This is a genomic window from Candidatus Ozemobacteraceae bacterium (genome assembly GCA_035373905.1).
Taxonomy (GTDB): domain Bacteria; phylum Muiribacteriota; class Ozemobacteria; order Ozemobacterales; family Ozemobacteraceae; genus MWAR01.
The window spans coordinates 18905-36955 of the sequence record DAOSOK010000009.1 but is presented as its reverse complement, the minus strand read 5'-3'; the positions used below and the strand labels follow the sequence as shown (position 1 = coordinate 36955).

Genomic DNA, 18051 nt, shown 5'->3' with positions numbered 1-18051 from the left:
ATGTCTCCCTCCAGAGGCTCATGAACGAACTTGGATGTAACGGCCAGAGTCTAGCACATCCCGGAACCGCTCACAACAGGGAAGCCCTTTGACATCGCTGCCGCCGGTTGCTAGAATGGGCCGTCACCAGACCGATGACGAGAGGAGAACCGATGGCAGAACCCCTCGGCCGACAACCCGTTGCTCCTTCCCCGAAGCCGCCGCAGGCTCCCCCGGCTCCGACGGCCCCGAAGCCGACTCAGGCCGAACCGGCCGAAGGCGCGAACCAAGAGATGTTCCGGGAACTCGATGTTCTCGTGCGCGCAAAATATCCCATCATATACCTGGTGACCCACGAGGAGGATCGCGTCGAATCGCTCCTCGCGAAGCTGTCGAAGTCTCAAAACAAGGCGTGTTATAGCTGGTCGAGCACGCGGGGCCTCCTCCCCACCGGGACAGACCTTCAGTCGAAAAAGAAAGTCTCCGAGATGACGCGCGACCCGATGGCGGCGCTCGATGCGGTCATGGAAAATCTCGAAAACGCCTTTTTCGTCTTCAAGGATTTCCACGGGTATCTCGACGACACGATCATCAGGCGCCGTGTCAGGGAACTGGCCGCCTTCCTTCGCGACAGTCCGAGAACGATGTTCTTCGTGTCGCCGACGCTGTCCGTCCCCTGCGAGCTCGAAAAGGAGATCACCGTCATCGAGTTCGGATACCCGACGGCCGACGAGATCAACAGAAAACTCGAAGAGATGATCGATCTCGTGAAGGATAACCCCCGCGTGCGTATCGACCTCACCCCCGGCGATCGCGAGAAACTCATCAAGGCCTGTTCGGGCCTGACGCTGCGCGAAGTCGAGAATGTCCTGTCGAAGACGCTGATCACCCGCCGCAAACTCGAAGCGGGAGACCTTTCCGCCATCCTCCAGGAAAAAGAGCAGATCATCCGCAAAAGCGGCATTCTCGAATACTATGCCGCCACGACCGAGTTCGGAAACGTCGGCGGGCTTGAAAACCTGAAAAGCTGGCTTCAGAAGCGCTCTGAAGCCTTCACTGAGCGTGCCCGCGCCTTCGGCTGCACCCCTCCGAAGGGAATCCTGCTCTTGGGTGTCCAGGGCTGCGGAAAGAGCCTCGTGGCCAAGGCTGTGAGCAGCCTCTGGAACGTGCCGCTGCTGCGGCTCGACATGGGGCGCATCTTCTCGGGACTCGTCGGCTCCAGCGAAGAGAACGTCCGTCGCGCCATACGCACCGCCGAGTCCGTCGCGCCCGCCATCCTCTGGATCGACGAAATCGAAAAGGCTTTTTCCGGCGTCCAGTCGTCGGGTTCTACCGACAGCGGCGTCACCAGCCGCGTGTTCGGCACCTTCATCACTTGGCTCCAGGAAAAAACGTCGCCCGTCTTCGTCATCGCCACGTCGAATCGCATCCGCGACCTCCCGCCGGAGTTGTTTCGTAAAGGCCGCTTCGATGACATCTTCTTCGTCGACCTGCCCCAGCCCGAAGAACGGGAGGCGATCTTCACCATTCATCTCAAGAAGAAAAAGCGCGACCCGAACGCGTTCGATCTCAAGGAACTCGCCCGCAGCACCGACGGCTTTTCCGGGTCGGAAATCGAAGAGGCGATCTCCTCGGCGATCTACGAGGCGTTCCACCAGGGCCGCGAACTCGATACGGAGTGCATTCTCAAGGCCGTCTCCGAAACGTATCCGCTTTCGAAGACGATGCGCGAGGAGATCGACGATCTCCGCAGGTGGGCGTCCGAGCGGGCTCGTTCCGCGTCCCTCTCCGCGATCAGCGAGCGGAAAGCCGGCACGCACCGAGCGCTCGAGATCGGGTGAGGGAGGCGGATCATGTCAGCAGTCGTATTCATGGTGCCGGCGCTGGCCGGCGGGCCGATCTTCGCGGCGGCGGTCGCCGTCGCTGGGGCTGCGGTCGGCCTCAAAGCCGTGTCGCTTCTCGCCGACAGGCAGCACCAGGGCGCGCCCGTTGATGAGAGCGTGGAGGTGCAAGTTCCCAATTCGCACGCCCTCGCGAACACTGTCGACGAGGGGGACATCCTCCCGCTCGAGGGAAACGGGTTCCGGGTGACGTTCGCCAAGGACGGCAGGGGTAACTGCAGCATGCGGGTCGAGGGAAAGGGCAAGACCGATGCCGAACTCCAAGCCCTTGGCCGCGACCTGATCAACCGTGTCGCCCAGCAGTATGCCTACCAGAAGCTCAGCGCCGAACTGAAGAAAAAGGGCTACTCGCTCGTCCAGGAAAACGTCGAGCAAGACAACACGATCCGCCTCACCGTGCGGCGCTGGAAGTGACCCTGAACGGAGGAGCTGGCAGGTGAGTCGCTTCAGATGGCTCGAATTCGACGAGCCGAAAGGGCCGGAAACCGGTCCCGGCAAGAAAGGGCCCGATGCCGACGAGGTTGCCGGCGTCGATATGACCGACGCGCGGCAGGTATTGAAACTCGCCGATGATGCGTACCGCCTGCTCGAATACGAGAAAGCCCTCCGCCTCTACTCGAAGGCCCTCAGTATAGATCCGAATATAGAAGACGCCTGGGCCGGCCAGTTGCGGTGTCTTCTCGACCTGGGGGAAAACCCCGAGGCGCTCACCTGGGCGATCAAGGCCCAGAAGATGTTCCCCAAGAACGCCGACGTCCAGTCCGCCCGGGCGCTCGCGCTGGCCCGGCAGGGCAGGCTCCAGGAAGCGATCGCGTTCTCCGACGGGGCGATGAAGAACGACCGCCAGGGCTGGTTCGTCTGGGTCGCGAGAGGCGAAATTCTGGCCCTGGCCGGCTCCGGCAATGCCGAATTCTGCATGATGAAGGCGCGCGAATCCGAACGCGGCAGCGACTGGCTCATCACCCTGAAGACCGCCCAGGCGTACGCCGTGACCCCGCTTGCCGACAAGGCGCTGCCGCTGTTCCGAAAAGTCCTCGCCGAGCATGCCGACCTGGCCGACGTCTGGTACGCCCTCGCGAAGCTCCAGCTCGAGCTCGGGTTTGTGGGCGAATCCCGGGAGTCGATCGAACACGCGGTGCGGTTGCGCCCCCTGAACCGCACCTATAGCGAATTTCACGGCCGCGTGAACAACGTCAGCCCCCTGGACCGGCTCGGAATATGGCTGCGCCAATGGACGAAAGGATGGTTCCGAAACCCATGAAGAAAGAAGAGATTTCCATCGTCATCAAGCCCGACGGCCAGGTCGAAATGCGCCTGGAGGGGTTCGGCAAGGCCTGCGATGAGGTCGCGAAGGAACTCCAGCAGCTTCTCAACGCTCGGGTCGAGAAGAAACAGTTCACCTCGGAATACTACTCGGCCCCCGTCACCACCCAGAACACCACCCGCACGAAATAACCCCGCCCCCGGCGTGCGGTTGTCTGTGGCGGATCGGGTTCCCTTCGTGGTAACATGCGGCTTTACGGCACGACGATGCCGGGACGAATTTGTGAACGCCGGGAGAACTCGATGATCGGTTCCACCACGATGCAGGGGCTGCTGCGGCTTTGTCAGGAAAAGGAAGCGTCCGATCTCCACCTGTCGGTGGGGCTTCCGCCCGCGGCACGCGTTCATGGCGAAATTGTCACCCTCCCCTTCGACAATCTCTCTTCCGAAACGTGCAGGGAACTCGTCACGTCGATCCTCAACGACGAGCAGATCGAGAAGTTCGAGCAGGAGTGGGAGCTGGATTTTTCCCTCGATATCCCGGGAATCGGCCGTTTCCGCGTCAACGTGTTCCGCGAGCGCGGCAACACCGAAGCATCCCTTCGAATTATACAACCCCAGATAAAATCTCTCCAGGAGCTGGGCCTCTCCGACGCAGCGCTTGAGCTTTCGCGGAAACCGAACGGTCTCGTTCTCGTCACCGGGCCGACCGGCGTCGGCAAGACGACGACGTTCAACTCCCTGCTCGACCAGATCAACCGGGAACGCCGCTGCCGCATCATCACGATCGAGGACCCGATCGAATATATTCACCGCCATAAAAAGTCGATCGTCCTCCAGCGTGAGGTGCATAGCGACACGAAGTCGTTCGCCATGGCGCTGAGGCACATCCTCCGCCAGGACCCCGACATCATCGGCATCGGCGAGATGCGCGACCTCGAGACGATCTCGACGGCGATCACCGCCGCCGAAACCGGCCACCTCGTCATCGCGACGCTCCATACCAGCGACGCCCAGCAGACGATCGACCGTATCGTAGACGTGTTCCCGCCGTTCCAGCACGAGCAGATCCGGATCCAGCTCGCGAACTCCCTCCAGGGCATCATCTCGCAGCAGCTGCTCCCGACCGTCGACAAGAACGGCCGCGTCCTCGCCTACGAGCTGTTGATCGCGACCCCGGCCGTCCGGCGCATCATCCGTGAGAACAAGATCCCCCAGCTCGACACATTCATCCAGACGGGCGCCGAATTCGGCATGGTCTCGATGGACAGAAGCCTCAAGACCCTCTACCAGCAGGGCCGCATCGCCTACGACATCGCTCTGTCGAAAGTGAAGAATCCCATGGCCTTCAAGGAACTCTGATCGACATGCACAAACCAGCATTCCCCCTCCAGGACCAGTTGCGCGGGTTTTCACGGGCCCTGTTCTCGACCTGGCTGTATCACCGACGCTTCAACGTCCTGTTCGATGCGGGGGAGGGGATCGCGACGGCCCTGTTGAATCGCGTGTTCGGCATTCGAAAGATTTTCCTGTCGCACGGTCATGCCGATCATATAGCAGGTCTGATAAATCTCGTGAACATCCGGAATCTTGGCGCCGGCGACCAGACGGCGACCCTCGAGATCTTCTATCCCAAGAACAACACCCTGATCGAGGTCATCCGTCAGTATCTCGCCAGCACCCAGCACGAACTCTCCTTCGACCTGGTCTGGCGGCCAGTCGAGGCGGGAGAGCGCATCGAGTTCGAGGACGGCCGCGGGAAGACCTTCATGCGCACGTTTCGGACGCAGCATTCGCATAAACAGTTGAGCCTCGGCTTCAACATCGTCGAGATGCGCCGCCGGTTGAAAGCCGAATACGTCGGAATGCCCCAGAACGAGATCAACGCCGCCATTCTTCGTCTCGGCAAGGAGGCCGTCGCCGAAAGCTTCGAACAGATCATCTTCACCTACGGCGGCGACTCGCGGCCGATCAATCCCGATTCGATCAGGGATACGCTGTTCCTCTGCCACGAATGCACGTATCTCCGGCTTGACGACGACGAGCGGAATTTCCAGCAGCACTCGGCGCTGAGCGATGTCCTCCAGACGGCGAAAGACGCCCGTGCCGGCACGCTGATGCTGTTTCACGTCTCCCTGCGGTACTCGCACGACGAGATCCGCGATTGCGTCGCCGAGGCGGTGAAGCGGATCAACCCGGGCTGCCGCGTCATCATCCTGCACGGTGACAGATTCATCGACCCCATGGCAAGCCCGGCGGGACGTCACGGACACCGAAAGAACACCGACGAGGACGAGGAAGCCTGCGAACCGATGCCTCGCCTTCAAGAGGAGTTGGAGGTATGACCCTTTCTGCAAAGATCCTTGTGGTTGACGACGAACACAGCGTCAGGTGGGCATTCGAGAAGGCCCTGAAAAAGGCCGGATACGACGTCTTCCTTGCCGAAACCGGCGCGAAGGGCCTCGCGATCTTCGAAAGCGTCCGTCCCGACCTCACTCTGCTCGACATTCGTATGCCCGAGATGGACGGCCTGCAGGTACTCAAAAAAATCCGAGAATCCTATCCCGACGCGCAGGTCATCGTCATGACCGCGTATACGGATATGGAGACGACGGTCTCGGCGATGAAGCTCGGCGCCTACGATTTTCTCAGCAAACCGTTCAATATCGACGAATGTCTGCTGCTGATCGGAAGAGGCCTGAACGCGCGCACCGTCAAGGCCGCCGACCTGCCCGAGACCTCCGGTGACATGACGGGCGGTCTCAAGGGAAACAGTTCTCCGATGCAGGAAGTCTACAAGCTGATCGGAAAGGTGTCGGCCGAAGACGTCACCGTTCTCGTGACCGGCGAGTCCGGTTCGGGAAAGGAACTCGTGGCCCAGGCGGTGCATTACAATTCGAACCGCGCCTCCAAGCCGTTCTGGGCGATCAACTGCACGGCGATCACAGAGAGCCTCATGGAAGCCGAATTGTTCGGCTACGAGAAGGGCGCGTTCACCGGCGCGAACACATCGAAACCGGGCGTATTCGAACTCGCACAGGGCGGAACCCTGTTCCTCGACGAGATCGGCGACATGAGCCTCGAGATGCAGGCCCAGCTCCTGCGCGTGCTCGAGGAGCGGCAGATCGTGCGGGTCGGCGGCAACAAGCGCATCAAGGTCGACGTGCGCATCATCGCCGCGACGAACAAGGATCTTCGCAAGGCGATCCATGACGGCCGGTTTCGCGAAGATCTCTACCACCGCATCAAGGTGATCGAGATCCACCTCCCGCCCCTCAGGACCAGAGCCGAGGACATTCCCCTGCTTGCGAGTTATTTCTGCACCCAGCTCGCGGCCCAGAGAAAGGGCGTCCCGAAAAGCATCTCCGACGAGGCCCTGTCGATCCTGACGGCGTATTCCTGGCCCGGCAACGTCCGGGAACTGCGAAACGCGATCGAACAGTCATATACCCTCGGTCGCGACCAGGTCATTCTTCCCGAGCACCTTCCCATAGAGGTGCGTCAGGGAAGCGCGAGACCACAGCCGCCCGCTCCGTCCGCCGCGCCTCCGCTGCACACCCAGGGAATTCAGCCGATTCCGGCAGGTCATGAGCAGGCTCCCGCCCAGGCGCCGGGAGTCGTCATCGGCGGCCAGGCGCACGAGGAGACGGTCGAGCAGCACATCCGGAATTTCGTCGCCCAGTCCCTCCGCGAGAACATCGCGGGGTGCGCCCACGAGCGCCTGATGGACGCCGTCGAACGCGAACTCCTCCTGCAGGCCCTGAACATGTTCAAGGCCAACCAGGTCCAGACGGCGAATTACCTTGGTATAACGAGAAATACACTACGCGCCAAGATCGAGAAGTATGGCCTCTGAACCCCGCATCGGGTTCGTCTGCGCGATCGGCTGGGAACAGCCCCTCATCGACGAACTGACGGCCGTCGCGCCGGGAGCCGAAGCCTCCGCCGCCGCCCCCGGTCTCGTGACGGCCAGGCGCATCCCGGCCCTGATGCGGTGCGACACGGTCTTCGCGCGGAACCGTCTCCCGGACCTCGTTCGGATCACGGCCGACGGCGCTCGTGACCTCGCCAGGCTCGCGGGAGAGGGGGCGGATGCGCTGCTCGATTCCGTCTCGATGAACTGGACCGCCGGCTTCTCGACCCCGGACGCGTGGACGTGCGAATCCGAAACGTACGCCGATATTCATGCGCGGGCGTCCCTCGTCTCGGACCTGTTCGACGAGCGGATGCGAACCTACCGGAAACGCGCTACCGAGCGGCGACGGCCTTGGCAGGAGATCGCGGAGGCCGGCCGCGGGATCGTCGTGACGGGCCTTTTGACGAAAAAGGACGAGCTCTGGCTCAGCGTCGCGCAACTGGGGCGCGATGCCGCCGGCATCATGGCGCCGGCGCCGTGGCCTTCTCCCGACGTTCTCATCGGGCACGACCCCGTCGCACCCTGCCGCTCCTATTACAAACTCGAGGAGGCCTGGCTCGAGGCCGGAACTGCGCCGAAGCGTGGCCAGACCTGCGTCGACATCGGCGCGGCGCCGGGCGGCTGGACCTGGTCGGCCCTCCGGCGGGGCGCGCGCGTCACGGCCGTCGACGCGGCGGATCTCGACCGGCGGATCGCGGCCGATGCGAACTGCGAGCACCGTCGGGACAACGGCTACGAATACATGCCGGAAAAACCCGTCGACTGGCTGCTGTGCGACATGATCGTGCGGCCGATGGCGACGCTCGGCCTCGTCGAACGCTGGCTTGAAGCCGGCCTGTGCCGCGGTTTCGTCGTGAACGTCAAGTTCCGCGGGAAAGACCCTTCTTCTATTCTTGATGCTATAGAAAGGCTCGGAAAGCGGTTCGCTCTCGACCGGCTCCGGGTGAAACACCTGTTCCACGACCGGAACGAGATCACCCTCATCTGCCCGCCGGATGCCGGGGAACGCCGGCCGAAGCGCCGCCGCTGACCGGCGCGCATCTGCGCCGACTCGGCGAAGCCGGGACGGTCATGCATCGCCTTCATCGGCTGAGTCGCGCAGGTCGGTCAGCTCATACAGTGTAAAAGCCCGGCTCTTTCCCTCGGGCGTGACGCGTTCGAGAAACTCGAGCCGGCCGCGGCCGCGCAGAAGCCGGACCGTCGACGGCGCCACCACGATGCCGCTTCTGAAGGCCAGTTTCGACCGAGTTTCGACGAACGAGGCCAGCAGCACGGCCTCCCCGATGAACGTCGCGTCGAGACGTCCGGAACTCGAGCCGACCCGACCCGCGATGACGCGCCCGCTTGCGATGCCGATACCAGTCCTGATCGTGAACAGGCCGGAAGACTCACGCTCCCGGTTCAACGCGGCAAGCTCGCGCCGCATCTCCAGAGCCGCGGAACATGCTCTGATGGCCTGGCCGCCCGCAGGTGAGTCATCGCGGAACACGGCCGTGAGTGCGTCGCCGACGAACTTGTCGATGGTGCCCCCGTTCGCGATGATGCAGGCCTCCATGCGGGTGAAGTAGGCATTGAGCATCGCAACGATCTCCTCGGGAGGATGAGCTTCGGAGAGGGTGGTGAAGTCGCGGATGTCGGACGTCATCACCGTCACGTCCCGATACTCGCCGCCGGGATGCATCATGGAATCGTCGTCCGATGCGGCGATTGCCATCGCATCGTCGGATACGAACCTGCTCATCCGCTCGCGCTCCCTGATTCCCGCAACCATGTCGTTCAGCGCATCCGCGAACGTTTCAAGCTCGTCCCCGGTGCGAACGTCGAGCTGCCAGTCATAGCGGCCGGACGCGGTTCGGCGGATGGCTGTCAGACACGCTTTGAGCGGGCGCCACAGCATCGCGGCCGTTCCGAACGAGGCGCCGGCGAACAACAGAAACGCGATTCCGATGACGGCGAACGCCAGTTGCAGGCTCTGACGGCCTGAAACGGGTTCGGCGATGATGGCGCCGACGAACGGCACATCTCGGAGATTCCTGGCGACGATGAGCCGTGGCCGGGCATGCCTGGAACGATCATACCGAAGGTCGGTCTGCTCGTTCGCGCATTGGAGAGCGATGCGCTGAAGGTCGGGATCGAGGCTGGAGACCGGCGGAAAATCATTCTTGTCCAAAGCAAGACTCTTTTTCGAGTCGAATTTGTACAGCGCCTGTTTCACCGCGTAGCCGCTGGTCGGGGGCATCAGCAACGCGTCGACAGGCGCCGCGAGCTTCAGAAACTCTTGATACCGCCTGTTGAAGAGGCACGTCATCGCCGTGAGGGCATACGGCGGCTGGCTCCGGTCTCCGCCGGGATACAACAGAAACGCCCCGGTTCGTTCGAAAATCTGCGAGAACGGGAGGAGGAGAAGTTTTCCCGGGTGCGTCATCAGCCGGTTGAAGAAATGCGGGTCGACGAGCGCATCGCCGAGCCCCTGGGTTACGTCCGACATGGTTCTCAGTTTCTGCTGCTTTTTGGGGTCCGGCTGGAACGTCTGCACGCTTCCGAGACCGAACATGAGATCGATGGCGAATCCCCGAAAAATCTTCAGAACGTACTCCTGCGACTCACCGGAGATCGCCGCCGAACCAATGGTTTCCTGGTCCGGCAGGGCTTCGGCGCCGTCCGCCGCAATCGTGAGCATGTTGGTTCTGAAGGGAAGACTGCCGTGAAACCTGATCAGGCGTTTGATGCGGTCGAAATTGAACGTTTCCGGAGTTCCCTCGAGGCGTCTCCGGGCATCGAGGATGTCGAGTCCCAGGAGGGTGTCGACGTCGGAAATTTTCATCTCGGTCGCCTCGAGATACCGTTCGAACTCGTCGAGCGTGTCGTTGGCGTAGGACCGTTCGTGAAGTCGTTGATACGAAAGGAGGGAAAGGATCGTGCCGAAAAGCGGGATCCAGATGCCAACTCCTATGGCGAATACTATTTTACCGCGGATCCCGATGCCGAGGCGCCGGGATCCCCTGGCAAGCGTGATGATGGAAAGGCCGGAGAGGGCCAGAAGAAGGATGACGGCCGTGCGGATAAGAGGAAGGAGCGGGCGGAGTGGATGTGCGAAGGCGGAAAGCGGCACGCCGACCGCCGCCATCGGAAGCCGTCCGCCTGCAGCCTTCGTTCTCGACCGAAGAATCCGTTTTTCGAACTCGCTCGGCAGGACATCGACGAACCAGAGAGTTCCGGCGCTGACGATGAAGCGCGGGGACTGCGAACCGCCCACCAGCGCCAGGGTGCGTCTGAACCCCTCGTTTATGACCCCGGAAGCGGCGAATGCGAGTCTTTTTTTCAAATTCATGCGATCCTCGCGGACGGTGACCAGCGCGTGCCAGGAAGGAACGCTCGTCCCGGGGCGGATCGCGATGAAACGGGAATACCAGATCGGCGTTTCGGGATCGTTCCGGCTGAAGATGGCTTGCGGATTGCCCGAACTGTTCTCATACAGGATCAGGGTCCCGTTCGGTCCATATATCTCCTCGAGAAACGTGGCCGCGTTGCGGTAATCGGACTTGTTGTAGGAACTGCCGCTCATTTTCACGAAATGCAGGCTGAAAAGTTCATGTAGCGCCTGCCGGCATCGTTGCCGGGGCCATGCCTCCAGAGCGAGTCGGGGGGCCTCGAGGAAAAAATATCTTCCGGAATAATCACCGATGGCGAAAAGATGGAACGGAGAGCCGAGATCGGCGGAAAGGGACGCCCCCCACCGTTTCATGGAGCGGATCGGATTGGCGGAGGACGTGACGGCATCGAACGTTGAGGCGGCATGCGAGAAGCAGTGCTCGAAAAAACGTTGAGGCATGAGGTCTTTTTCATACTGCTTCATTTCCTCCATGAGGAATTGTTCGATCATGGCCCTCTGGAGTTGTTCGTCACGGGATATCAGCGCATGGAGACCGCCCAGGAGAAGCATCGAGGGCAACAGGAAAACGACCAGCCAGAGGCATGCAAGCGCGATCCGGGATATTCTGGGTGCTATTTCTATCTTCCGGGCATGCTCCATCACCCTTCCTCCGTCGCCGCGAGTTCGCGCACCGTCACGGGTTCGAGTTTGCCCTTCACTCTCACCTCGCCTGCGGCACGCGTTCTGAAGTCCGGTTCCAGAGACGACGCGGTCGAGCCGCTCAGCAGGACAGCGCCGAATCCATCGGAACAGGCGAGAGAACTCAGCCGTGCGGCGAGATTGACGGTGTCGCCGATGACCGTGAAATCCTGCCGTCGTATCGCCGAGCCGACGCGGCCGGAAATGACCGTTCCGGTCGCTATGCCGATGCCGATCCCGATTTCTCGCTCCCCGGCGGCGGAGCGGGCGATGTTGAAGTCGCGCAGGGCCTTCAGCATCGTCGATGCCGCCCTGCAGGCCGATGCAGGATGTGCCGCGCCGGTGCGGTCGGGATGGAAAACGGCCATCACGGCGTCTCCGATGAACTTGTCGATCGTTCCGGCGTGAGAGACGACGGCGGCTTCCATGGCCGTGAAATAGCCATTCAGGAGCGCAACGGTACCGGACGCCCCGAGCGCGTCAGAGACGGCGGTGAAGTTGCGGATGTGCGCGAAGAGGATCGTCAGTTCGATGCGGGTCCCCGCCTCGCGACCGCTCGCGGCAGCGTCGGCCGCGAGGCCGGAGACGAACCGACGGAGCCGGTTTCGCTCCCGAACGCCACGACTCATGCGGGAGAGCTCGTTTCCGATCACCTCGAACTCGTCTGCCGACCTGATTTCGACCGCAAGGCCGAACTCGCCCTGTCGGAGCCGGTGAATCGCGGCGATCAACCCGTCGAGAGGGCTTGCGAAAAGGCGGCCGAGGAAATGCCCGGCGAGAACCAGCAGCGCGAGGGTGTAGGCGGCCAGCAGCCAGAACGTGAGCGACAACCGGCTTTGCTGCAGGTTTCCGCGCGCCTCCGCGATCCCGACGGCGATATACGGGTATCTCGAAAAGAGCCGGGCGGCTTCGATCGATTCGTCGGGCCGGGAAAGCACGCCTGTCCACCTGTTTTCCAGCGAACGCCGGGCGAGATCCCGCATGGCCTCGTCGGCATACGCCGTGTTCGGCCAGACACCGGTATCGAGCAGGCGGCCAGTTACCGTCGTGTCGAGACGAAAGACGGCGATGCGCGTTTCATATTCGCCGTCCATCTCGCGGAAATTCGAAGACGATGTCTTGAAAAGCGCATCAAAGGCGGCGGCGGGAGCGAGTTCGGGGCGCCCGATCAGCATGAGAGCCGCATCTTCAGTGACAACTCCGTTGGCGTCAGCTTTGAACGGAAAGAACATCTGGAAATGTCGGGACCCGATGACGGGCATCTCGACGTCAAGACTCTTGCCTTCCTGCACGATGAAATCGTTCATGTGGGTCGAGGAAAGTCCCTGCAAAAGCGCGATTCCGCCAGATATCGGAGTGATCGTGGCTGAAAGTTTCTCTGACACCGAAGCGCTCAGCATGCCGCGGGCCTTCAGAACGCCGACGATGGAAGGATGGAAAAACTGGATTTTTCTTTGCGTCATGAGTGCGCCGGCCTGTCGATCATGGTCGGAAAGGGGAACATTGATGATCCGGCCGCGGGAATCGACGAAATAGGCGGAGTCATACAGGCGCAGGGCGGCAAGTTCCTGAATCACCTTGCGGATCGACTGTTCGTCATCGCCGAGAACAGCGGACAGACGGTTCCGGATCTCGATGACGCGCCGCTGCTGCTAACCCCGAACGAATGGACGCTCGATTCGATTTGTGCGAGCTTCTGACGGAGCCTGTTCATCCGTTCCTGGCGCGTAAGGATCTCGGAGAACCGGTTGTAAGCGGTCGCCGTCAGGAGGAACAGGACGAGAGGAAGGCCGACGGCGATCGACAACAGAATGACGAGCTTGACGCGCAGCGGCATGAGGCCGAGATTCCCGACGAATCCGAGTCGAAGCAGGACGAGCGCGCCGCTCAGCCAGGCAAGCATGACCAGGGCCCTGGTCGCTTTCTCGTAGGCGCGCAGTGGCGACACAAGCTTGTCCGCGCGCATCTCGGCTCTGAGAAACAGCATGTTCACAGGATCGAGACGCCGATGGGAATCATACAGGCTCAGCGGGGCGGCGCACTCGGCGGCGAGCCCCCTGCCGGCGGGTTTCCAGGAGGCGGTGAGGCTGGAGATCCGGCGCGGGCGGGAAACGGCCCGCCGTATGACGCCGGGTTCGGTATTCAGAGTTGCCACGTGGCGGAACAGCCGACGTTTCGAGATGTCCCTCTCCCGGATGAGCAGGATGCACCCGCCGGAAACAGGCGAATCGGGCCGGTTCGAGACCGTTTCGAGGAGAAGGAGAAAATACACGGTTTCACCGAAATTCCTGGTGGAAAACAGGGCGATCGCCTTGCCAGCGGGGGCTTCGATCGCTGTTCTGAGACCGAATATCTCGTTCATCAGCTTCGATGCGGTTTTGAAGGGAACGCCGGCCGCACCGGCCGTCCCGCCTTCGCGCACGCGCTTTCTTTGCTCCATGCCGGCCAGGCCTCGGAACCAGGCGGACACGATGCGCAACGGCGGACGAATGCGGGAATCGGACTGGGCCACGGTGACGGTCGAGAGATCCTCTCCCCCGAAAACGGTCATGAGCGGAAGAGCGCCGGTTTCCGCCCGCCAGGCGGCCTGGAAAGAGGCCAACCGGCTCGAAACGTCCGTTTCCCGTCCCTGCCTCGAGCGTGCGCCGAGATTCGCGAGGATTCTCGTGGCGACCGACTCGATATAGAACGAGGGGTCCAATTCGCGCTCGAACAGCCGGAGTTGCTGGATGAGTCGGCCGCGAGCGACATGCCGCAACTGCTGTTCGTGATCGCGCACGACGGTCTGGATGAGCCCGACGATGAGGAGGCCGGGAAGAAAAAAGACGGACGCCCAGAACGCGAACAGTGACGCCGGAGAATACCTCCGGGGCGTGATGAGATGCATGCATTCCATGTCGGACATGTGGCGGCATCATACCACAGGGGCCGGGGATACGCATAAAAACAAGGCCGGGACTCGAATTCGAGCCCCGGCCCCGTTGGAAAACGAAGGTTACCAGTGCTGGGGGGACATCAGGGGCCAGGTTTCCTTCCACATCGCGTCGAGGACGAGGTCTCCGTCGAGGCGGCGGAGACCGGGGCGGCCGGTAGGCGGGAGGAGGGCCGTGCCGGTTCCGGCGAACGAGGCTTCTTTCTGACCCGGCCGGAGGTGCGTCGTCTGATGGGGATGTTCGCCGGCGACCGAGCCGTGACCGGAAAGCAGGGAAGGAATGCTCGAATCGGTGCCGGCGAGGGGAGCCGTTCCCCCGATCTGCGCGGGAGCGCCTGAAAACGAGCCCGCGTGGGCGTATGGTGTGCGGGTGACGCGGCGGTCGTCCGAAACGCCCACGGTCTCCACCTTGATCATGTTTGTCGCGCCGGCTTTTCCGACGGGGATGCCCGCGACGAGAACGACCTGGTCGCCGTTGCCGACGAGGCCGGTGGAGGCGGCGAGGCGGATCGACTCGACGTGGAGTTCCTCGAGCGTCCGGAACCGTGTGCCGAGCACCGAACGAACGCCCCAGTTGATCGACAGCTGCCGGTGGACCTGCTCGTCGGCGACGACGGCGATGATCGGAATGTCACATCGGAGCCGGGAAAGTTCCTGGGCCGTCCGGCCCGTTTCACTGACGGTGATGATGGCTTTCGCTCCGACGTTGTAGGCGGTCGTCACGGCGGCGGTGGTCACTGCTCCGGTCGTGTCCGCCATGCTCTCATGGCGTGAAGTGTATGAAAAATATATCTGTCGATATGCGATGGCGGCCTCGGCGCGTTCGGCGATTCGCGCCATCGTCTCGACGCAGGTGACGGGATAGCGTCCGACGGAGGTTTCCCCGGAGAGCATCAGGGCGGAAGTGAAGTCGTAGATGGCGTTGGCGATGTCCGAAACCTCGGCACGGGTGGGGCGAGGGGACTCGGTCATCGTGTGGAGCATCTGGGTCGCGGTGATGACCGGTTTGCCGGCCATGTAGCACTGCCGGATGATCTCTTTCTGAGCGATCGGAACTTCTTCGGGATGGAGCTCGACGCCGAGATCGCCGCGCGCGACCATGATGCCGTCGGCTGCGGCGAGGATCTCGCGGAAATTTTCCAGGCCGGCGTGGTTTTCGATCTTGGCGATGATCTTGATGTCGGGCGCTCCCGCCTCGCGCAGGACCTGCCTGACGGCGTCGATGGTGGCGGCGTTCTGGGTGAACGAGACGGCGATGAAGTCGAAACCCTGTTCGGCGGCGAATTTCAGGTCGGTGATGTCGCGCGGGGTGGGGTTCGGGAGATCGAGATGCCTGCCGGGCACGTTGACGCCGCGGCGGCCGCGCATTCTGCCGCCGGTGACGACGCGGCAGAGAATCTCGGTGTCGCTTTGGACATCGATGACTTCGAGCTGGATCAGCCCGTCGTCGAGCAGGATCGTCGAGCCGGGAAGGACTTCCTGCGGCAGCGTAGCATGGGAAACCGAGAGAAGGGTGTCGTTTCCCTTGACGGGCCGGGTCGTGAGGGTCAGAGTGCGGTCCTGGACGAGCGTGATCGCGTCTTCCTCGAGATCCCCCGTGCGGATTTCCGGCCCCTTCGTGTCGAGCAGCATGGCGACGGGTGCGTCAAGCCGTGTCCGAACCTTCTTCAGCGCATCGATGCGCCGACCGTGCTCGGCATGATCGCCGTGGGAGAAATTGAGTCGCGCGACATTCATTCCCGCGTGAATCAACTGTTCGAGAACCTGCTCGGATTCGGCCGAGGGGCCGAGGGTAACGAGAATCTTCGTCTTGCGCATGCGGTAGCCTTTCGAGTGCGTGATTTGAGCAGAGCCCATCAGTGACTGCACGATTAGCAACCGGCATGCCAGACCGGAAAGAATGGCTTCGGAAGCGGAAATGCGCGTAAAAAGCGGATCCGACGTGTGGATTTCTTGAACACCGCCGGCGAACGGCGTGCTCAGAATCGGTGCACCGGCGGCAAAGAAAAACCCCCGCGGAATTCCGCAGGGGCCCTTCTTCGGCGAACCTGTCGTATCACTCGAACCCCATCACGGGGACGACGTATTTCTTGACGATTTCCTGGCCTTCCTTCGTCAGTGCGAAGTCCAGGAACTTTGTTACGTTCGGGTCTTCGGGCTTGTTCGAGTAAATCAGAACGTAGGGTCTGGCGAGTGGATACTCGCCCTTGTTGAGGGAGTCGCGCGAGGGAAGGACGCCGTCGATCGCGACGAATCGCGCCGTCTTGTCGTCGAAGGCGAGGGAGGCGAAGGTGATGGTGTTCGGATTCGATGCTACGTATGATACGCACTCGGTGATCCCGGGGAGAATGACGGCGGCGGTTGCGGGAGGGTGACCGCCGAGGATTAGTTCGCAGAACTGGCGCGCCGTTCCACCCTCGGTGGCGTTTTCTTTCAGAACCGTGATGATGGGGGCGTCGGTGCCGCCGACCTCCTTCCAGTTCTTCGCCTTGCCGGAGAAGATGTTCCCGAGTTGCTCGGAGGTGAGCGAGGTCACGGGCATGTCCTTGTGAACGTAGACGACGACGGCGTCGTATCCGATGACGCGGTTGCCGGGCTCGGTCTTCATTTCTTCGGCAGTCAGCAGGCGGGAAAGGCCGCCGACCGATGCTTTGCCTTCCGAAACGGCCTGGTAGCCCTGGGCGGAACTGTTGGACGTGATCTTGTCGAAGGAGATGCCGCTCTTTGCCTGGAACGCCTTGGCGAGCTCAGGCAGGAGCGTGTCGCCGATCGAGGACGACCCTTCGTAACTGAGCTGGGCCGTTGCTGCGAACGGAATACAGAGGCAGAGAAGGAGGGCGAGAAAGACGGGTGTGATGGAACGGATCATCTGATCATCTCCTGACATGCCGTATTTCTTTCTACATACCACCGCCGCGGCGATTCTGTAAACTCTTGTGCCGATTCGACCTGACAAACGGGGCGGACGTGAGGTATCATGGTCTGCGTGCAGAGGGTTTTTCATCCTATAGAAAAGAGCATGGAAACCATCGATGATCGAGGATGCCAACGCGCGCATGGAGAGCCTCGAAAAGAGGATTCGCGAGCTCGAGGCCGCCCTGCTGGACAAGGAACAGTGCCACGTCGACCGCATGGGCCTGTTCGCCGGCGGCGTGGCCCATCATATTAATAATATTCTAACTAGTATATATGGCGGGTTGTCGCTCGCTGCGTCATCCCTTGCGGATCCGGAACACGCGGCCAGATACCTCGAGTCGACCCAGAAGGCGGCCGAACGGGCCGGTGAACTGACCGCGCAGCTCGCTTTGCTCGCGCGACGCGATCAGCCAACCAGACAGCAGGTTCCGGTTGGGCGATACCTGGCGGAAACGCTCCCCAGAGTGGCGGAGAACGAGGGCGATATCGCCTTCGAGTTCCGCATCGGCTCTGAAGTTCCTGATATTGCTATCGATATCTATCAATTCGAGATCCTCCTGAAGCACCTCGTGAGAAATTCGGCCTACGCCGCTCCGAACGGCTGCCGGATCTCCGTCACGGCAACCGTGACCGGCAGGCCCGGCCCAGAGTGGGAGCGCGAACCGGTCGAACGGGGAGGGGACTGGGTCGAGATCGTCTTCGCCGACAACGGCCCCGGCATTCCGGCCCAGATGCTCGGCGTCGTGTTCGAACCGTATATCTCCGGGCATACCCGCGGAACGGGCCTCGGCTTGCCCGTCTGCAGGGCGATCCTCAAACGCCACGGCGGCCACATCACCCTCGTGTCGAACCCCGGCGAGGGGGTCCAGGCGCGAATCCTCCTCCCGGCCTTCCGTCGGTAGTCACGCGCATCGCACGGCCGTGTCGATGCGCAACGCCGCGTCGGAGGGAACGCGAGCCGTTCCTATGGACGTATCGGTAATGTTATAGAACTTCGAGGCTCAGTGGCTCGTCGCTACTACGCGTCTCATATATTGGGCGACGAGTATCACGTGCAATATATATTGAATCC

13 protein-coding genes and 1 pseudogene are annotated in these 18051 nt (G+C 62.0%); 9 read left to right on the top strand and 5 right to left on the bottom strand.

What is annotated here, in order from left to right:
* The first annotated feature begins 152 nt into the window (after window positions 1-152).
* The 8 genes from PLU72_06050 to PLU72_06015 all read left to right on the top strand — a co-directional run bounded on the left by PLU72_06050 (window position 153) and on the right by PLU72_06015 (window position 8089).
* Window positions 153-1820 (top strand): AAA family ATPase, encoded by a 1668-nt coding sequence (locus PLU72_06050; GenBank protein ID HOT27730.1) that lies wholly within the window; start codon window positions 153-155, stop codon window positions 1818-1820.
* A gap of 12 nt (window positions 1821-1832) precedes the next feature.
* On the top strand, window positions 1833-2294 hold the full coding sequence (locus PLU72_06045) for a DUF1257 domain-containing protein (GenBank protein HOT27729.1): 462 nt from the start codon (window positions 1833-1835) through the stop codon (window positions 2292-2294).
* Between the two features lie 22 nt (window positions 2295-2316).
* The gene (locus PLU72_06040) at window positions 2317-3141 is read left to right on the top strand and encodes a tetratricopeptide repeat protein (protein HOT27728.1); all 825 of its coding nucleotides are present in this window, start codon (window positions 2317-2319) and stop codon (window positions 3139-3141) included.
* Window positions 3138-3335, top strand: coding sequence for a DUF2997 domain-containing protein (locus tag PLU72_06035; GenBank protein ID HOT27727.1), 198 nt, complete (start codon window positions 3138-3140; stop codon window positions 3333-3335). The genes PLU72_06040 and PLU72_06035 overlap by 4 nt, the downstream gene beginning before the upstream one ends.
* 111 nt (window positions 3336-3446) lie before the next feature.
* Complete coding sequence (locus PLU72_06030) at window positions 3447-4505, top strand: type IV pilus twitching motility protein PilT (GenBank protein HOT27726.1); 1059 nt, start codon at window positions 3447-3449, stop codon at window positions 4503-4505.
* 5 nt (window positions 4506-4510) lie between these two features.
* Window positions 4511-5488 (top strand): MBL fold metallo-hydrolase, encoded by a 978-nt coding sequence (locus tag PLU72_06025; GenBank protein ID HOT27725.1) that lies wholly within the window; start codon window positions 4511-4513, stop codon window positions 5486-5488.
* A complete protein-coding gene (locus tag PLU72_06020; protein ID HOT27724.1) occupies window positions 5485-6999 on the top strand; it encodes a sigma-54 dependent transcriptional regulator in 1515 nt (504 codons plus the stop codon). Before PLU72_06025 ends, PLU72_06020 begins: the two co-directional genes overlap by 4 nt.
* The gene (locus PLU72_06015; GenBank protein ID HOT27723.1) at window positions 6989-8089 is read left to right on the top strand and encodes an SAM-dependent methyltransferase; all 1101 of its coding nucleotides are present in this window, start codon (window positions 6989-6991) and stop codon (window positions 8087-8089) included. Before PLU72_06020 ends, PLU72_06015 begins: the two co-directional genes overlap by 11 nt.
* 39 nt (window positions 8090-8128) lie before the next feature.
* Here PLU72_06015 and PLU72_06010 read toward each other — a convergent pair whose 3' ends face one another.
* The 5 genes and pseudogenes from PLU72_06010 to PLU72_05990 all read right to left on the bottom strand — a co-directional run bounded on the left by PLU72_06010 (window position 8129) and on the right by PLU72_05990 (window position 16932).
* Complete coding sequence (locus PLU72_06010; protein HOT27722.1) at window positions 8129-11092, bottom strand: adenylate/guanylate cyclase domain-containing protein; 2964 nt, start codon at window positions 11090-11092, stop codon at window positions 8129-8131.
* The gene (locus PLU72_06005; GenBank protein HOT27721.1) at window positions 11092-12708 is read right to left on the bottom strand and encodes an adenylate/guanylate cyclase domain-containing protein; all 1617 of its coding nucleotides are present in this window, start codon (window positions 12706-12708) and stop codon (window positions 11092-11094) included. The genes PLU72_06010 and PLU72_06005 overlap by 1 nt, the downstream gene beginning before the upstream one ends.
* A complete protein-coding gene (locus tag PLU72_06000; GenBank protein HOT27720.1) occupies window positions 12705-14036 on the bottom strand; it encodes a hypothetical protein in 1332 nt (443 codons plus the stop codon). Before PLU72_06000 ends, PLU72_06005 begins: the two co-directional genes overlap by 4 nt.
* A gap of 432 nt (window positions 14037-14468) precedes the next feature.
* A pseudogene (gene pyk, locus PLU72_05995) lies at window positions 14469-15881 on the bottom strand (pyruvate kinase).
* A gap of 238 nt (window positions 15882-16119) precedes the next feature.
* Window positions 16120-16932, bottom strand: a complete 813-nt coding sequence (locus PLU72_05990) for a phosphate ABC transporter substrate-binding protein (GenBank protein ID HOT27719.1) — start codon at window positions 16930-16932, stop codon at window positions 16120-16122.
* Window positions 16933-17095: 163 nt separating this feature from the next.
* Here PLU72_05990 and PLU72_05985 point away from each other — a divergent pair, with 163 nt between their 5' ends.
* A complete protein-coding gene (locus tag PLU72_05985) occupies window positions 17096-17881 on the top strand; it encodes a HAMP domain-containing sensor histidine kinase (GenBank protein ID HOT27718.1) in 786 nt (261 codons plus the stop codon).
* Window positions 17882-18051 lie beyond the last annotated feature (170 nt).